The 15,380-nt window shown below is 70.1% G+C and carries 12 protein-coding genes and 1 pseudogene; 10 read left to right on the forward strand and 3 right to left on the reverse strand.

Going from position 1 to position 15,380, the window contains the following annotated elements; all coding sequences use genetic code 11:
• The first annotated feature begins 3 nt into the window (after positions 1-3).
• Positions 4-2,031, forward strand: coding sequence for a PLL family lectin (locus ACZ6Z8_RS13390; RefSeq protein ID WP_465609130.1), 2,028 nt, complete (start codon positions 4-6; stop codon positions 2,029-2,031).
• A gap of 65 nt (positions 2,032-2,096) precedes the next feature.
• Here ACZ6Z8_RS13390 and ACZ6Z8_RS13395 read toward each other — a convergent pair whose 3' ends face one another.
• Complete coding sequence (locus ACZ6Z8_RS13395) at positions 2,097-2,462, reverse strand: DUF4399 domain-containing protein (RefSeq protein WP_465609132.1); 366 nt, start codon at positions 2,460-2,462, stop codon at positions 2,097-2,099.
• 359 nt (positions 2,463-2,821) lie between these two features.
• Between ACZ6Z8_RS13395 and ACZ6Z8_RS13400 the strand changes: the two genes are divergently transcribed.
• Both ACZ6Z8_RS13400 and ACZ6Z8_RS13405 read left to right on the forward strand, forming a co-directional pair.
• Positions 2,822-3,397: a sugar O-acetyltransferase gene (locus tag ACZ6Z8_RS13400; RefSeq protein ID WP_465609134.1), complete on the forward strand. Its 576-nt coding sequence runs from the start codon at positions 2,822-2,824 to the stop codon at positions 3,395-3,397.
• Positions 3,398-3,517: 120 nt separating this feature from the next.
• Complete coding sequence (locus ACZ6Z8_RS13405) at positions 3,518-3,955, forward strand: hypothetical protein (RefSeq protein ID WP_465609135.1); 438 nt, start codon at positions 3,518-3,520, stop codon at positions 3,953-3,955.
• 184 nt (positions 3,956-4,139) lie between these two features.
• On the opposite strand, the gene pspAA is transcribed toward ACZ6Z8_RS13405, so the two are convergent.
• Positions 4,140-4,418 (reverse strand): PspA-associated protein PspAA, encoded by a 279-nt coding sequence (gene pspAA, locus ACZ6Z8_RS13410; protein WP_465609164.1) that lies wholly within the window; start codon positions 4,416-4,418, stop codon positions 4,140-4,142.
• 754 nt (positions 4,419-5,172) lie between these two features.
• Between pspAA and ACZ6Z8_RS13415 the strand changes: the two genes are divergently transcribed.
• The 7 genes and pseudogenes from ACZ6Z8_RS13415 (at position 5,173) to ACZ6Z8_RS13445 (ending at position 12,434) form a co-directional block, all read left to right on the forward strand.
• Positions 5,173-5,646, forward strand: coding sequence for a hypothetical protein (locus tag ACZ6Z8_RS13415; RefSeq protein WP_465609137.1), 474 nt, complete (start codon positions 5,173-5,175; stop codon positions 5,644-5,646).
• Positions 5,647-5,983: 337 nt separating this feature from the next.
• Positions 5,984-6,373, forward strand: a complete 390-nt coding sequence (locus ACZ6Z8_RS13420; RefSeq protein ID WP_465609138.1) for a hypothetical protein — start codon at positions 5,984-5,986, stop codon at positions 6,371-6,373.
• Positions 6,374-7,555: 1,182 nt separating this feature from the next.
• Entirely contained in the window at positions 7,556-7,915 is a 360-nt protein-coding gene (locus tag ACZ6Z8_RS13425; protein ID WP_465609166.1) for a ricin-type beta-trefoil lectin domain protein, read from the forward strand.
• Positions 7,916-8,171: 256 nt separating this feature from the next.
• A complete protein-coding gene (locus tag ACZ6Z8_RS13430) occupies positions 8,172-9,527 on the forward strand; it encodes an AAA family ATPase (RefSeq protein WP_465609168.1) in 1,356 nt (451 codons plus the stop codon).
• Positions 9,528-10,620: 1,093 nt separating this feature from the next.
• Positions 10,621-10,971, forward strand: a pseudogene (locus ACZ6Z8_RS13435) (Mu transposase C-terminal domain-containing protein); the annotation flags it as partial.
• Between the two features lie 406 nt (positions 10,972-11,377).
• Positions 11,378-12,145, forward strand: coding sequence for an AAA family ATPase (locus ACZ6Z8_RS13440; protein ID WP_465609140.1), 768 nt, complete (start codon positions 11,378-11,380; stop codon positions 12,143-12,145).
• A 166-nt stretch (positions 12,146-12,311) separates the two neighbouring features.
• Positions 12,312-12,434 (forward strand): hypothetical protein, encoded by a 123-nt coding sequence (locus ACZ6Z8_RS13445; RefSeq protein WP_465609142.1) that lies wholly within the window; start codon positions 12,312-12,314, stop codon positions 12,432-12,434.
• A 407-nt stretch (positions 12,435-12,841) separates the two neighbouring features.
• Here the strand turns inward: ACZ6Z8_RS13445 and ACZ6Z8_RS13450 are convergent, their stop codons facing one another.
• Positions 12,842-13,594 carry a hypothetical protein gene (locus ACZ6Z8_RS13450; RefSeq protein WP_465609144.1) on the reverse strand — a complete coding sequence of 251 codons (753 nt, stop codon included), beginning with the start codon at positions 13,592-13,594 and terminating at the stop codon, positions 12,842-12,844.
• Positions 13,595-15,380: the final 1,786 nt, after the last annotated feature.

Here is a 15,380-nt window from a genome sequence, read left to right on the forward strand (position 1 = left end):
CTCATGGCCAGTGGTGTGATGACGACTCCGGAGCAGCGTCTGGAGCGACTGCGGGGTCTGCTGACGGGTACCCGGCGTGATTCGCGGGCGTCGAGGATGCTGGGTCAGGCGGGAAACAGCAACGTGCTGTTCGGTGTGGCGTTGCATGCCGCCGACCGGCTGCGGGCGGGGCATCAGCCGACAGATCTGGAGCAGCAGGTCCTGACGGTGATGCGCGCGGCGCTGTCGGGGGATCAGGAGATCAAGGAATGGGGGCGGGTGTACCGGGAGTCGGTCGACAAGTTGGGCCGGCTGAACGTGGTGCCGGAGGTCATCACACGTCGAGCGGTGACCTCCGGCTACACGGCGGCCGACTTCAAGGCGGGCATCGGGCCGGTGGCGCAGGAGTGGATGGCGCGGCCGAACACGGCGATCGTGGACCGGGAGACCATCGCGGCCGGCGCAAGCATCGACAGTCCGGAGATGGTCGAGGCCCTGCGGGAGTGGGGCTTCGGGGTCACGGTGCTCGGCCACACGCCCTCGGCCGCCGGGACGAGCGCGCAGGAGAGCGGGGACGCCGGCACCGCGGGGGAGGCGCTGGGGGAAGCTGGGGTCGGTGTGCGGGCGGCGCCGAAGCCGTTCCGGGCGAAGCTGGAGCTGGAGAGTTTCTACGTCGAGCGCGCGGTCGGCGACCAGGGCGGAGGCAAGGACGAGATCTACTGGTGTTCCTCCGCCGCCAGCGACAAGCAGGCCGGGCCGGCCTACAAGTCCGAGGAGTTCGGGGCGGTCAAGAAGGGCCAGACCCGCGGCTTCGACTCCAACCGGGTGGTGTTCGAGGGGCAGGCCAGCACGGGGCTGATGCTGAACATCCTGTGCTGGGAGGCCGACCAGAGTTCCAGCGCCTGGTACGGCGAGCTCCGCAAGGCCCTGGGATGGCTCTCGCAGAACATGTTCGACACCTGGCACTGGACCCTCATCAGTGGCGTCCTCGACCTCGGCCTCGTCGGCTACATGGGCGACCTGGTGGCGTTGGGCATCCTGTTGATGGACCACCTGCGCAACGAGGACGACCTGTCCTGCGAGCGGGCGATCTACCTGGATCAGTTCGACCTGGCCCTGCTCTGCGAACGCAAGACGGCCGACTGGAACTTCAACGGCGACGGCCACCACGTCCTGAAGGTCAAGTACACCGGCGAGAAGGTCCCCTTCCCGGTCGGCACCCTGGAGTACGCGGTGCGGACCCGGGACGGCGGCTGGGGCGCGCCGGTCACCCTGCCCTGGGAGAGCCAGTCCGCCCCCGCCGTAGTCGAGCACGCGGGCAAGCTTCACGCCATGTTCGTACGCCCCGGCGACAAGGCGGTCATGTGGACCCGCCTGGAGGGCAAGACCTGGAGCACCCCCCAGCAGATCCACAACTGGAGATCCAACGTCGCGCCCGCCCTGTGCGTCCAGCAGAACCGGATCCACTGCCTCATCGTCAGAACGGACGACACCGTGCACGCCGCCACCGGCGACGGCACCACCTGGTCCCAGACCACGGCACTGCCCAGCGGCACCCTGAGGGCTCCATCCCTGGCAACGTACTCCGGCACGTTGGCCGCCAGCCACGTGGGCCCCGACGGAGTGTGCTGGGACGCCAAGAACACCGGCTCGGGATGGCGCGCCTGGGAGGAAGGCCCCTTCGAGTGGCTCACTCCCAGCCGCGTGGCGCTGGCCGGCATCGGCAGCGCCCTCTACCGCGCCGTCCGCGGCAACGACAACGCGGTGTACACAGCCCAAACCTCCGGCACCAACCCCTGGTCGCGAGTCGACACGCCCTCAAGCTGGCGCGTCAGCTGCGGCCCGACCATCACCGACTACGGCTTTACGACCTGGTTCTTCCTGCGCGCCATGGACGGCACCCTGCAGGCCTCGACCAAGGAGGGAATCGGCCAGGGCTGGAGCGCCACGCACCACGTCGGCTACCGGGCCGCCGAATCCCCCCTCGTCACGATGGACGAGGTCTGCGCCGCGCAGCACAACGACAAGCTATACGTGATGTACCGCCGCTGAACAGCCTGGACAGCACCGGGCCGGGCGGCACAACGAGTGCCGCCCGACCCGGGCCTTTGCACCCGTTAGCGGACGTCGACCGTGATCGTCTGGCTGAGTTCCGGGCCGTAGGACCGGTTCGCCCCGTCGGTGAACTGCAGGGTGAGGGTGTGCCGACCCGCAGGAAGGCTCACATCGGTCTCCGTCTGAGCCTTGCCGAAGGAGAGCGACCGATCGCCGACGGGCACGACCTCCCCCTTCGGGACGGGCCTGCCGTCGATGAGCAGGCAGTGGTGGCCGGTGCCCGGTGTCATGTCGCCAGCCGGTCGCAGCTCCATGCCTCCGAGGCCGAACTTGACATGCGCGGGGCTGCCGACGATGGCACCGTCCGCCGGATCAACGAAATACACGGCGCCCGGGCCGCGGGCGCGGGCCCCTCGGGGGCCCAGCATGCGATGGCGGTGAACGAGACGATCGCCGCGTTCGTGCGGGCGGTAGCGCGCCCTGGGCCGCGGGCGGGGCGGGCACGGTACGGTCCTGGTCGACCGAGACCGAGTTCCTGCTGCCGGGTGGGCGGCGCAAGCAGGACAAGGCCCGCATCGACGGCAAGCTGACCGACCAGCAGACCGCCCTTTTGGACGCGCTCCACCGGTGTGCTGAGACCGTCACCGTCTGACCCCGTCCCGCACCCCGGCCGTCCCGGCCCACCTCGGGCCGGGGCGGCCGTCCGCGCCTGCGTGCCCTTCATCCTGGTGCGATTGGCTCTCCCCGTGGGCAAGCTCCCGTAAAGCCTGCAGTGGGAAGGAGCTTTGTGGACGAGAACGAACTGCGCATCTCAACTGGTGACTGGTACCTGCCCGACTACCCTGAACTGGACGAGTTGGACGCCGACATGTTGCGGCGGGAGGAGTTGTGCGCGGCGTACAACGCGGCCATGGGCGTGGACGAACGGCAGGCGATTCTTGAACAGTTGCTGGGCTCGGTCGGCGAACTCGTCAGGATCCGAGCGCCGTTCCACTGCGACTACGGGTACAACATCCGTATCGGACCGGGTACGTTCGTCAACTTCGCGGCCGTGTTCCTGGACGTCGCCCCCATCAGCATCGGCGCGCATGTTCGCATCGGGCCGAATGTGCAGTTGCTGACCCCGACTCATGAGCTGGATGCGCAGCGGCGGCGGGCCGGGTGGTCGAAGGCGTTGCCGATCACGATCGGCGACAACGTGTGGCTGGCCGGCGGGGTGATTGTCTGCCCTGGCGTGACCATCGGTGACAACACGGTGGTCGGCGCGGGATCGGTGGTCACCAGGGACCTGCCGCCCGGCGTGCTGGCTTTGGGCAATCCGGCCCGGGTGATTCGTAATCTGAACCAGGACGTGTCCGGGTAAGGCGCCCTTTTCATCGCATGCCGGGGGAGGTGATGAGGCCGGCGCGACGCTGCACGCCGCCCTCGCCCAGCACCCCGACCACCCTGGAGCTGCTGGCCGCCCGCGGGCTCGCTTGGGCCGGTGTGGTGGCGCTTCGGCCGCTCGGGCCGGCACTCCCTCATCGAGGCGCTGGAGAACCCGAACAACCGGGCCGCCTACGACCTGCGCCAGGCCGCCCGCGAGGACGAGGAGCACAAGGCTCACCAGGAGCTGATGGACTCCCTGGTCTGCATCGACTGCGGCGACGTTCCCGAGGAGGAGAGCACCTGGGAGTACGGCAGCCAGGGACAGGTCGAGTGGACCCGCCAACCCGGCAGCCGCTGCTGGACCTGCCACCAGGACCGCGAGGACCGCCTGGAACGGGAGGCCGAAGAACAGCTGGAGGCTGCCCGCCCGGCCAACGCCGCGCTGCGCCCGTGCTGGACGTGCCGGGGCTCGATCGGGGGGAAGGAGGACTCGAAGCTGGAGCTGCGGGAGAAGGCCACCATGGACCGGCTGGAGTGCCAGCAGTGTGAATAGGACCGCGCTACAAAGGACTTGGGCCCGCTAATGCTGCCCGTCCCGACCAAGCGCGAGCAGATGGCCGCGCTGGTCTCCACCCCCGGATGACCCGTGGTGGGAGGACCGGCTGCTGCACGCCAAGCTCTACCCGGCGAAGGGCCGTCGGGTGTGAGCTTGGAGCGGGCGGCGTCAGTCTGTTGGGTCAGCCGGGGATGAGGCCGTCGTCGCTGAGCATGTCTTTGACCTCGTCCATGGTCGCGTCCGGGCTGGGCAGGATGAGTTCGGAGGGCTCCAGGGCGTCGTCGGGCAGGGGTTCCCCGAGGCGGCGCACGGCGTCCAGGAGGGCGCCCAGGCACCTCCTGAACCCTTCTTCGTCACCACTCTCCATCTCCGCCAGCAGCTCGTCATCAAGAGCGTTCAGCTCGGCGAAGTGCGAGTCGGCCAGCTTCACTTGACCCTCGCCCATGATGCGAACGATCAGTTTGGTCTCCCGTCTGTAGGGGGCTCTTGCCGGGATTGTTGGAGCGCTGCTCCATCCCATCGCTCCTCCAGCGGGGGCGACGGCATGCCCTGGGCGTGGCGGCCGCCCTTCACCCGAACGAGAAGGTGGGCGTGACCTGTGGTGGGTTCACTTGGTGTGTTTGGTGCGTTTTGGGGGTTTTGCCTGGCTTTGGTTGGACCATTGTCGGGTGGGTCGGGTGTTGGGTTCCGCCTGTTTCGCCGTGTGGGGCGGTGCCTGGTTTGGTTGCTGTGTGTGTTCGTCGTGGGCATGCCATGCGGCTGGGGGTGGGGTGTGGGGGGTGGGGTTTTGACGGGTTGTTTGGGCGGGTTTCCGGGATTGCTTTCCGGTGGTTTCCCGGGTGTTTTCGGCGGGGGTTTTCGGGGGTTTCCGGCCGGTGTTTTCCGTGCCCCGGGGTGGTGCGCGTCACGGGCAATGGGGTGTGACGCGCACCGGGTGGTGATCTTGTCAGGGCCGAGATCGGCGGCTTCTTCGGGGGCCCGCTGGCTCGGTGTCCGGGGCTTGCCGTCGTCCGGGAGTGGCCACGGCTACGGGCGGGTCAGCCGCGTGCGGCCCGGGCTGGGGTTGGGGCGTGTTCCGCTGACTGCTGCGCGTGGTCTTGGCGTGCTGGGAGGCTGTGGTGGTGAAGAGTGTGCGTGGGGTGGGCCCGGATCGTGTCTGTGTGCTTCCCGGGGATCCGGGCTGGGTCCGGGATGTTGCCTACCTCGGTGATGAGGTGCTGCAGATGCTCGCGGTGGCCGCGGCGGCGAACCCGTACCGGGACGACAACCGCTACCTGCTGACCGCCGACACCTACCGGACCGCGGGCCTGGTCGTCGAGACCCTGGCCGAGTCCGTTCCCGAGGACGGCCGTGCCGGTCAGGTGGTGCTGCACACGTTGCCGGCCTGGAAGCTGGAGGCCCTGTGGGACGTGCAGCTGGTGCTGCGCCGCACGGTGGCTGGTGAGCCGGGCACGGACGTGGTGCGCGAGTTCCTGGAGCTCCTGTGCACCGACCTGGTCACGCCGGCCCGCACGGTGGAGCAGGTCGCCGCCGACCTGGAGAAGGTGGTGGCGGTGCTGATGCTCGACCTGCCGGCGGTCAAGGTGGTGGCCACAGCCGTGGTCCTGGGCGAAGAACAGGGCAAAGCCGTCATCGACGCCTACCACCAGCTCACGGCCGCGTGGACGGAGGCCGGAGTCCGACACTGACCTACCGAGCAGCGTCGGGGCCAGCCTGCTGCTCGCGGCTGTGCCGGCGCCGCCCCGGGGGATGGCTCGCGCGAGTCATCAAGCGGCGTGTGGCCGCCGTGCGGGCCGCCGTCCGGGCGGCCGCCGGTCCTGGCCGGCTGTGCGGGTCGCTTGGGTCGCTGCTCCTGGTCGTGGGAGTCAGTTGGAAGCCGGCTGGCTCCCGCACACCGACACCCGGTTCCGCGACCGTGCTCACGCTGGCGTGAAAAGCAACGCCCACGAACGAGTTACTTCCGGGGCGGGACGTATGCCGTGCGCTGGGATCTGGACAGACCCATCCCCCTCACCCAGGAGCTCGATGATGCGTCTGCTTTTGAGCGCTGTGGCCGCTGCGACAAGTCTGGTCGTCCTAACACCGACCAGCGCCCAGGCTGCCACCGGAACCGTCCAGACCGGCGCCGGCCACTGCTTCCCTCCGAACCGAGGGGGTGACATCCAGAAGGGCTGCGCTTACTGGGATCCGGACCGCACCTACACCAATCCGACCGCAGGCTGCTACAAGGCCGTCTCAACCCCCCACGCCCTCGACAACGCGGTGTACATCGACAACCGGCTGAACACCACGATCAGGGTCCACGCCGGTCCTGACTGCAAGGGAGGAGCCATCGACTCCCTGTCGAACGGCGACAGGTCGTACTACCTCAAGCGCGCCTTTCCCGATGGAGTCAGTTTCTACATCCCTCAGTAGGTAGCTTCCCTTCCGGCAGGCCATCGGTGACCGACCGGCGCCGTCCGAGTGCGGTCGGGGTGCGGTCGTCGTGGGCCTGGTCGGTGTCCTGCTCGGTGTCGTGCTGCTCGCCGCCGTCCGGGCGCCGCTGTCCGTCGGCCTGGTGGGGGTGGCTCGCGCGAGTCATCAAGGGACGTCCGGTGGCGTGGCCGCTGTCCTGGCCGCCCGTCCTCGGCGCGGTCCCGGCCGCTGTCGTGCTGCGCCTCGCTGCGCCCGGCGAGCTGGTGGCCGGGGCTGTCTTGGCGCCGTCCTGGTGGACGTCGTCGGGGATGCCTCGCGGGTGGCATGGAGCCGGGGTCGGCTGCGCCCCCGCGGCCGGCCCAGCAGGCTGCCTCGCCGCCGCCTTGGCGGCCGTCAGGCCGCCGTCCTCGCCGCCGTCCGGGCGCCGGCCTGGGCGACCGCTGTCCCGGGGCTGTCGCGCCCGGCTGTCGCGTGCCCTGTCGCGGGGGGTGCTGTCGCGGCCTGTGACGTGGGTGGATAGGCGTGATCCCCCGTGGTCCGGTTGGGGTCCGGGCGAGGCCTCGGTGGTGGTCCTGGCCGTGCTGCGTCGGGCCCGTTCTGCTCGTCGGCGTGCTGCTCGCCGTCGTCCTGCCCGGTGCCGCTGCTGTCCTGGTCAGTGCCGGGGATGCCTCGCGCGTGTCATCAAGGAACGGCTGGTCGCGGCTGCCGTCCTCGGCACCGTCCTGGTCGACCTGCTGCGCCCTGCCGGCCTTTTCGGTGAACTCGGACTGACGTCGACTGTGACATTTGTCCCGGCCCCAGTAGTGACAGCTATGACTGGTTCGCTCTCTGGCGTGCGCGGCATGATCTGTGGTGCCGGAAGGCGTCAAGAACAGGCAGAAGGGGAGGCGGCCCAGCCGTCATGCCGGGCACCTTCGCGGTGCAGGCCGCGCGGACGGAAGTGGGTATTCCTTCAAGGCAGCTGACCGACACTGATGCAAGGTCATGTCAAGCGGTAGTGGCTGTCAAGCCCTGATTCTTTTGTTCTATTCGCGCATCATGAATAACAGAAGGAAAGTGATCATTATGAGTAAGTCGAAATTCCTTCGTCTCGTCGTGGCAGCTGCCGTCGTACCTGCCATCGGCTTAGCCGTGGCCAGTCCGGCGTCAGCCGATGGTGGTGCTATCAACTGGCGGAACAAGATGACTGGTAAGTGCCTTGATTCCGACGAGCACACCTCCTACGCCACGACGACGCCCTGTGGGAGCGACAAGCTGTGGTACGACCTACAGCTGAGCGACACCAATTGGATTGAGTACTCCAACGGAAGCCAGGCAACTTTCTGCCTGGACAGCAATGCACGAGGCAGTGTCTACGTCGGCAAGTGTGATGACCCCACGGAGAACAACCTGTACCAAAGGTGGTCTGAAGAGAAGTGGGATGGTGGGTGGGTGCTCAAGAATGTTGCCACGGGGAGGTGCCTTTCCGTTCTCCCGGGAAGTGGAACCGCCGTCCGTACCCTCCCATGCAGCGCGAGCAACAGGTGGCAGTTCTGGGAGTAAACAACGAACGCCCCCACTAGCCTGAACCTGTGAGTGGGCGGGGTGGTGTCAGCGGGTTGGGCGGCAACGGGCTTGCCAAGGGCAGGGGACTGCTGGGCTGGGCTTCTGCTTGATGGTCTCGCTGGTTGTTGCTGTCATGAAGTGACCAATCTGCTGCCATGATCCGCGAGTTGCGCCTATCACACGTGGTGGTTGGCTGACATGGGGTTGCTCATTCCTGTGCACGTGGCCGTGGTGGGGGAGTGGGCTGGTGTTCATGACCGCCGATGCCCTGCCTCCACCGCCCGATTCCCTGCCGGAGACTTCTCCGGTATCCGCGGCCGATGTGGTGCCGTCGGCGTCCCGGTCGCGGGAGCGGGCGCTGACGCGGCAGGTGGTGGTACGGCGCTTGCTCGACGTGGACGCGACGGGGAAGTTGTCGTCGGTGCACGCGCGGATCGCTGCCGAGTCGGCCGGGGTGTCGGTGCGGACGGTGTGGAACTGGCTGGCTATTGCCCGGCGGTCGGGTCGTCTGGAGCCGGTTGCGCGCCGTGGCGCCTTCGCGGTCACGGACGAGTTCTGGTTCCGGCTTTCCGAGTTGGGCGGGAACGTGGCGGCGCTGCACCGGGAGCTGAGCGAACAGGCCGTGCGTGACCCTGGACAGAAGTCCGCGGGGCTGGTGCCGTCGTTGGGGACGTTGCACCGGGCGGTGCGCCGGGAACAGCAAGCCGGCCGTGTTCTGCAGGGAGTTCGGCCTGGGCGTGGCCGGGTGGAGTCGGCGGTGTATGACCGGGCGCTGGCCGAGTTGGCGCTGCCGGGCATGGTCGACGAGGCCGGCCAGGCCGCCGAACCCGCTCCTGCCATCACAGCCGACGGTTCTGCTGGGGTCGTGCCGCTGGGGGTGCGGTTGTATGTGCCGGGCGCTCACGTCGTCGCGACAAGCCAGCTGGGCGAGGTGACGGAGGCCATCGGGCACACGGTCGCCGCGCGGGGGATAGCTTGCGTGTACGGGGACGCGGGGCAGGGCAAGACGGTCGCGGTCCACCGGGCCCTTGGCGCGCTGCCGCGCCGTGTGCCTGTCCGCCTGGCGCAGGTGGCGGTGAAGCCGGCCCTGCCGCAGCTGCGTGCCGCGCTGCTGACCGCGTTCGGTCTGCCGGCGACCGCGCTGACGAACCGCACGGATGCGGCCGACCGTGCGCTCATCGACGCCTTCAAGCCCCCGGGGGTGCTTCTGGTCGACGATGTCCAGCGCATCGCCGCTCCCGAGCTCGACTATCTGCGCCTGCTGGCTGACGCCCCGACCACGCAGACGTCGCTGGTGTTGTGCGGGGCCGGGGCCGAGCGCACGCTGGCCCGGGCCCCTGCTCTGGCTTCTCGGGTGCTGACCTGGCAGCACGTCCCGCGCCTGGACGCATCCCAGGTCCCTACTGTGCTGCGTCTGTTCCATCCGTTGTGGCACACCGCGGTCGACGCGGATCTGCTGCATGCGGACGAGACCTGTGCGCGGGGGAACTTCCGGACCTGGGCGAAGATCACCTCCCACGCCTACGCGGCGCTGGACCAGCGCCTCGGCACCGGTGCCGATCGCGCCCTGCTGGACAGGGCGTGCTCCCGTCTCGGCCCCAACCCCTGACCCCGCCACCCTGGCCGCTGCGCTACTGCTCCTGCGTCGCCGTGCTGACGTCACCGCGTCCCCCGTCAACCGTCGCTGCGCCGCCTGTCGACGCACGCGAAGGGATCCTGGTGAACACCCCCACCCCCGCCAGCACCGCAGCCGTCCCGGCGCCTGCGCCGGAGAAGGCCGAACCCGCCCTGGACACGGTGTCGTTGAAGGCCCTGCGCGCTCCCGCGGTGCGCCGTCTGCTCGCCTTGCGTGCCGAGGGCCGGCTCACCCGTGCGCACGTCCACACCACGGCGCAGTGCCTGGAGGTCTCGGATCGGACGGTGTGGCGGTGCTGGCTGACGCCGCCACCGCACCCGCCGCGGCCGACGCCCCCGGGGCACGCCGTGCCGACCGGTTCGAGGTCACCCCTGAGGTCCGGGTGCTGCTGGCCTACTGGCGCGGCAACGCCTCCGCGGTCCACCGCGAGCTTGTCGCCCGCGCCCGCGCGGCCGCCGTCGATACCGCGCCCGGCGAGGCCGTCCCACCGGCATCCGCGTCCCGGCCGGCCGGCCCGGCGGTTCCGGGCGGCGCGCCACCGACGGCTGTCCCCGTACTGGAGCGGGTGCCGTCGCTGGCGACGTTCCTGCGCGCGGTGCGCCGGGACCTGACGGCGGGGGAGCGGGCCGGGTACCGCAAGGGCCCCGAGGCGGCCCGCGCGTTCGACGTGTTCGGCAAACGCCCCCCAACGTGGCGCAACCACGTCTGGGAGGGCGACCACGTCCAGGCCCCGTTGCGCGTCGTCGCAGACGGGCAGCTGGTACGGCCGTACGTCACCTGGTTCATCGACTGCGCAACCAAAGCGATCACCGGTGTCGCGGTCACCCCAGGCACCCCCTCACGCGCCTCGATCCTGGCGGCACTGCGCTCCGCGGTGCTGCGCGCTGGCCCCTACGGCCCTATCGGGGGCCGGCCGGAGAGCGTGCGGATCGACCGCGGCAAGGACTTCCTCTCCCGCACCGTCACCGCGGCCTTCGACGCGTTCGGAACGACCGTGGACGACCTGCCCGCCTACAGCCCCCACCTGAAGGGCAGCATCGAGAACCTGAACCGCAACGCCACGCGGATGCTGTTCGCCGCCCTGCCCGGCCATCGCACCAAGCAGCCCCGCCGCCGCCCCGACCGCCTCCCCACCGCCCCCGCCCTGCCCTTCGAGGACTTCACCGCCGAAGTCCTGACCTTCGTCACCTGGTGGAACACCGAACACCACCCCAAGGGCCTGAACGGCCACACCCCGCTCCAGGCCTGGCAGCAGGACCCGACACCGCTCACCGACATCCCGCCCACCGACCTGTGGTCCTTCACCCTCGAAGACGACGGCCGCACCCGCGTCATCACCAGCCACGGCGTCCGCTTCAAGAGGCGCGACTACCTCGCCGACTGGATGACCGGACAGGCCGGCCGCGAGGTCAGGGTCCGGTTCATGCCCCACCACACCCACGAGATCGAAATCTGCGACCCCGCCGGCCGCCGCCTGGGCACCGCCCACCTCGCCGACCAGGCCACCAGCGAACAACTCGGCGCGCTGCGCCGCGCCCGCGCCCAGCGCGCACAGCGACTGCGGGCCGAGGCCAAGGCCGCCGAGCACCTGCGCCACCAGCGCTTCGCCCCCGCCACCACCCCGACCGCACCACACCGCCTGGACACCGCCACCGCCGCCGAGGCGACCCGGGAACTGTCCCGCCACCACGAGAGCGACCTCGCCGCGCTGGCCCTGCCGGACCTGATCCCGCCCGCCCCGCCGCCCGCCGACTGGCCCACCCCAGCCACCGTGAGAACCGCCCCCCGGCCCCGCCGACCGACCCATCAGGACAGGACGCCCTGTGACCCGCCGCCTGCCACCCGCACCCACCGACCAGTACGTCACCCTGCCCCAGGCCCGCCTCGTGGCCACCCGCGCGCTGCTCACCGTGCGAGAGAACCTCGCCGACACCATCGCCGCCCGCGCCATGATGTGCATCCACGGCGGCGCAGGCTTCGGCAAGACCGTCGCCGTGACCAGCTGCCTGCGCGAACTCGAACCCGGCGAAGAGATCCACCGCATCACCTTCCACGCCCGCCCCACCACCCGCGCCGTGCGCCACGAACTGTTCACCAGCCTCAGCCTGCCGGGCCAGCCCCCGCGCTACGCCAGCGAGTTCGACCACCTCCTCAAGACCGCACTCGCCGCCCACCCCCGCACCCTCGTCCTGGACGAGGCCCAATGGCTCTCCAGCGACCAACTGGAATACATCCGCTACCTCTGGGACGACCCCTACACCCAGCTCGCCGTCGTCTTCGTGGGCGGAGAAGGCTGCTACCAGACCCTGCGCAAGGAGCCGATGCTCTCCTCCCGGATCTTCATCTGGCAGCGCCTCGCCCGCCTCACCCCCGAAGAGGTCCTGGACGTCATCCCGCTCTACCACCCGATCTGGGCCGAAGCGGACCCCGACGACATCGCCTTCGCCGACCAGCACGCGGCCCATGGCAACTTCCGCAACTGGGCCCGCCTGACCGCCCACACCCACACAGCCCTCCAGCGCACTGGCCGCACCCGCGTCGACCAGGAAGTGCTCCGATGGGCCTTCAGCCGCCTCGGCCCGACCGGCTGACAGCTGGAGGCCGCCCGGGCGGCGAACGCGTCGCTGCGTCCGTGCTGGACGTGTCGGGGCTCTACCGGCAGGAAGAGGAGGTCGCGGTGCTGGAGCTGACCGAGAAGGCCGCCCTCGACCCGGCTGGAAGTGCCCGCAGTGCGAACAGGGCCGCGCCGCCAAGGACTTGGGCCTGCTGCTCGCCCCGACCAAGCGGGAGCTGGTGGCTGCCCTGCTCTCCGCGCCGGGCGATCCGTGGTGGCACGACCGTGTGCTCCACGCGAAGCTCTATCCGGCGAAGGGCCGCTGAGTGTGACCTGTTGGTGGTTGAGGCCGTGTTTTGGCCTTGACCACCGCATTGTCTGGACCTTTGGTTGGACCTGTTGAGGGTGCTGCGCCGGTCGGAGCCTAGCTGATTTTGGTGACTGTTTGTGATGGCCGGGCAATGGTGGGGATGTGTCGACTGCCCGTTCGTAGGTTGGTGTATTTCCGGTCTGTATTGGGGCATGAATTCTGGCTGGTGTTTTTGGCTGGCGGTTCTCTGCGGCGGCCTGAAATTCTGGTATGGATTCCGGGTTGCGCGGTGGTTGGCGGGGGTGATGTTCGGTTTGGTGGGGCCGGGCTCTGCCCTTGTCGCTGCGCCCCGCCGTTGTCTGGCGGGGTCCGCTCGCTTCCCTTGGTTTCGGCCGGGCTGGGAGGTCTGGTGGGGGTGGTGGGTCAGCGGTCGGCGAGGTGGCGGGAGGTGAGTTCGATGTCCTGGACCTGGGTGGTGGTCAGGCGTCGGGCTTCCCAGATGACCGTGGCCAGGTCCGCGGCTCGGGAGTGGAGGGGCGGTAGGTCGTCGGGTAGGTGGATGCCGCCGAGCGCCGCGAGGTCGGGGGCGGGGATACCGAGGACGCCGGCGAAGCCTGCGACCAGCTCGGGGGTTGCTTCGACGGTGCCGCGGCCGATCCCGCCGATGGTGGACGCAGACAGGTAGATCCGCCCGCCGGTGACCGCGTACAGGGCCTTGGCCGTGCCCGTCCAGGTGAGGTTCCGGCTGTGGGCGAGCTGCAGGAGCACCGCGCCGAGGCCCGGCTCGTACCGGTGGTACGGCCGGTCGACCCCGCCACGCCCCTCGCGCGCTACCGGGGGCTGCGCCCGGATCGCGTCCAGCAGCCGTCGCCGGTTCTCGGCGGGCATGACCATCGTGTGGTAGACGACGGTGTCGATCGACCAGTTCGGGTTGCGGGTGATCGGCGTCAGGTCGTCGGGCACCGGCTGTCCGGCGAGAACGAACAGGTCGGCGGCGTGCAGGCCGAGGACCGGTGCGAGGTCCCTGAGCAGCCGTCCGGTCGGCGGTTGCCCGCCGAGCACGGCTGGCAGCTCTGCTGGGTCGGTGCAGGCCACCGCCGCAAGCGTGGCAGGGACGAGCGCCCGCTGGCCCGACAGATGCGCCAGCAGCGCGCCGAACCGCAGTAGACCTGTCACCCCGTCAGCCTAACGACGGCCGATGGCCGTCCTGGTCGGCCGCCAGGCCGTCCCGCTGCGCCCGGCTCGGCCGCCCTGCCCGCACCCGCCCTGGCGCCCTTCCTGGCCGCCCGAGGCTGGCTGGTCAGGGCGTGGGTGGGTTGAGGACGGCGCGGAGGTGGTCGGGTAGGTCGGGGTGGTCTCGCCATGGGGTGGCGAGGGCCTGGAGGGCAGCCCAACAGGCGCGGGAGGTTTGGTCTGGCTGCTCCTGGCCGAGGTGGTGCCACAACGCCTGGTAGAGGTGTTGGGAGGCTGCAAAGACCGCCTGGACGGCGTTGCTGACGACGGCGCGCTGTTCGTCCCGGAGAGGGTGCGTGGTGCCCGGGATACGGATGACGGGGCCGAGAGCGGCGTAGGCCTGACCGTCGATGAAGTCGTGCAGGTCTCTCAGCTGCTGGCGTGTCGGCAATGGCGGCTCGGGTATGGCGGGAGAGGTCACGACGGCACGCTACCGGCCGTCACACGGCCCGCCGACCTCGTACTGCCCGCTGCCGCGCCTTGGCCGTCGTCCTGGTCGGCCGCCAGGCCGTCCCGCTGCGCCCGGCTTGGCCGCCCGTCCAGGATGCCCTTGGAGGCCCTGGTGGCCGATCCTGGCCGTCGTCCTGGCCGTCCCGGTCCCTTGGGGCTGTCCCGGCCGCCTCCGGGCGTGTCCTGTCCGCCGCCCGCGCGGCTGCGCCCCGCACTGGTCTGTCCTGGCCGCGGTCCTGGTCCGGCGTTCGGTTCAGTGTCGAGGCCCCCGGAATTGCTTGGTTGACGCCGTGCGGGATTTTCTGGGCGGCCTGGAAGGGCGGTCGCCGCGTCGGCATGGAGGGCCGTAGGCCCCTTCCGGCGTGCCTGAATTGCATTTCTGCCCGCTGCGCCGAGCAGGGCTTTCGGATTGCCACCCAAAAGAGGGCGGAAGGGAATTCACGTTTCCGCCGTGAGTGTCGCCGGATAGGGCTGGGACGGGCGGTTGCCGCGAGGTTGTGTGTTTGCGTCCCGCACCCGTTGGCGGTCCGGTAGAGGATAGAGCTGTACGACGCTCCGGGAAGCGCCGCCGAAAACGGTTCGGATGCCCGGCCAGGATTCTTGGTTGAGGGCCCGTCAGGGGCCGCCGTCCGGGCCGCTCGTGAGGGGCCGCCACAGGGGGCCGGGGAGGCCCGAGCAGGGCGAGTGGCCGGGAGGTGCCTCCCGAGGGCCGCGGCCCCGCTCGGGCGACGGCGGATGTGCCGACAGCCCAGCAACCGCAAGGCGGGACCGGCCATCCGGCAGGAACCGGGGAGGGGCCCCGGGGGTGGGGTTGTGGCTACTACCGGAAGTCCGCGACACATCGTCAACGCCGAGGGCCGCAGGCCCCGGCCGGCACCCCGCCCGATCGGGGCAAGGGGCCGCTACCCGAATTCCGCGTCACATCGTCAACGCTCACCCCCTGGCCCAGCCCTGGAACGGCTGTCAGCAAACCGGCCCGTAGGGCCGTGAAAACACCGGCCCAATAAGACCGAAAGCCGACTGATTGACGGGCCGTAGGCCCGGGATAATGCCCCGGGAATGGCGGAGCGCAGCGACGCCCGAGCCCCACCCCAACGGCGCGTGTCGCGCCCACGAATTCGCCGCAGGCGAATTCCCCCAACCACCCACCGCCCGCCGAGGCGCAGCCGAGGCCACACCACGCACGGTGACGCCGTAGGCGGCACCCCCCGGCTGACGCCGCGTCAGCGGCGCCCCGGCCGCCAGGCCGGGGGTAAGGCCCTTTAGGGCCTTCCGCCCC

It is taken from the genome of Kitasatospora sp. NPDC101108 (genome assembly GCF_055584725.1).

What these genes read in the sequence shown, in the direction of transcription:
- ACZ6Z8_RS13430 (WP_465609168.1), top strand. Translation starts at nt 8,172, where the DNA reads ATGACCGCCGATGCCCTGCCTCCACCGCCCGATTCCCTGCCGGAGACT.
- ACZ6Z8_RS13420 (WP_465609138.1), top strand. Translation starts at nt 5,984, where the DNA reads ATGATGCGTCTGCTTTTGAGCGCTGTGGCCGCTGCGACAAGTCTGGTC.
- ACZ6Z8_RS13425 (WP_465609166.1), top strand. Translation starts at nt 7,556, where the DNA reads ATGACTGGTAAGTGCCTTGATTCCGACGAGCACACCTCCTACGCCACG.
- ACZ6Z8_RS13390 (WP_465609130.1), top strand. Translation starts at nt 4, where the DNA reads ATGGCCAGTGGTGTGATGACGACTCCGGAGCAGCGTCTGGAGCGACTG.
- ACZ6Z8_RS13395 (WP_465609132.1), bottom strand. Translation starts at nt 2,462, where the DNA reads ATGCTGGGCCCCCGAGGGGCCCGCGCCCGCGGCCCGGGCGCCGTGTAT.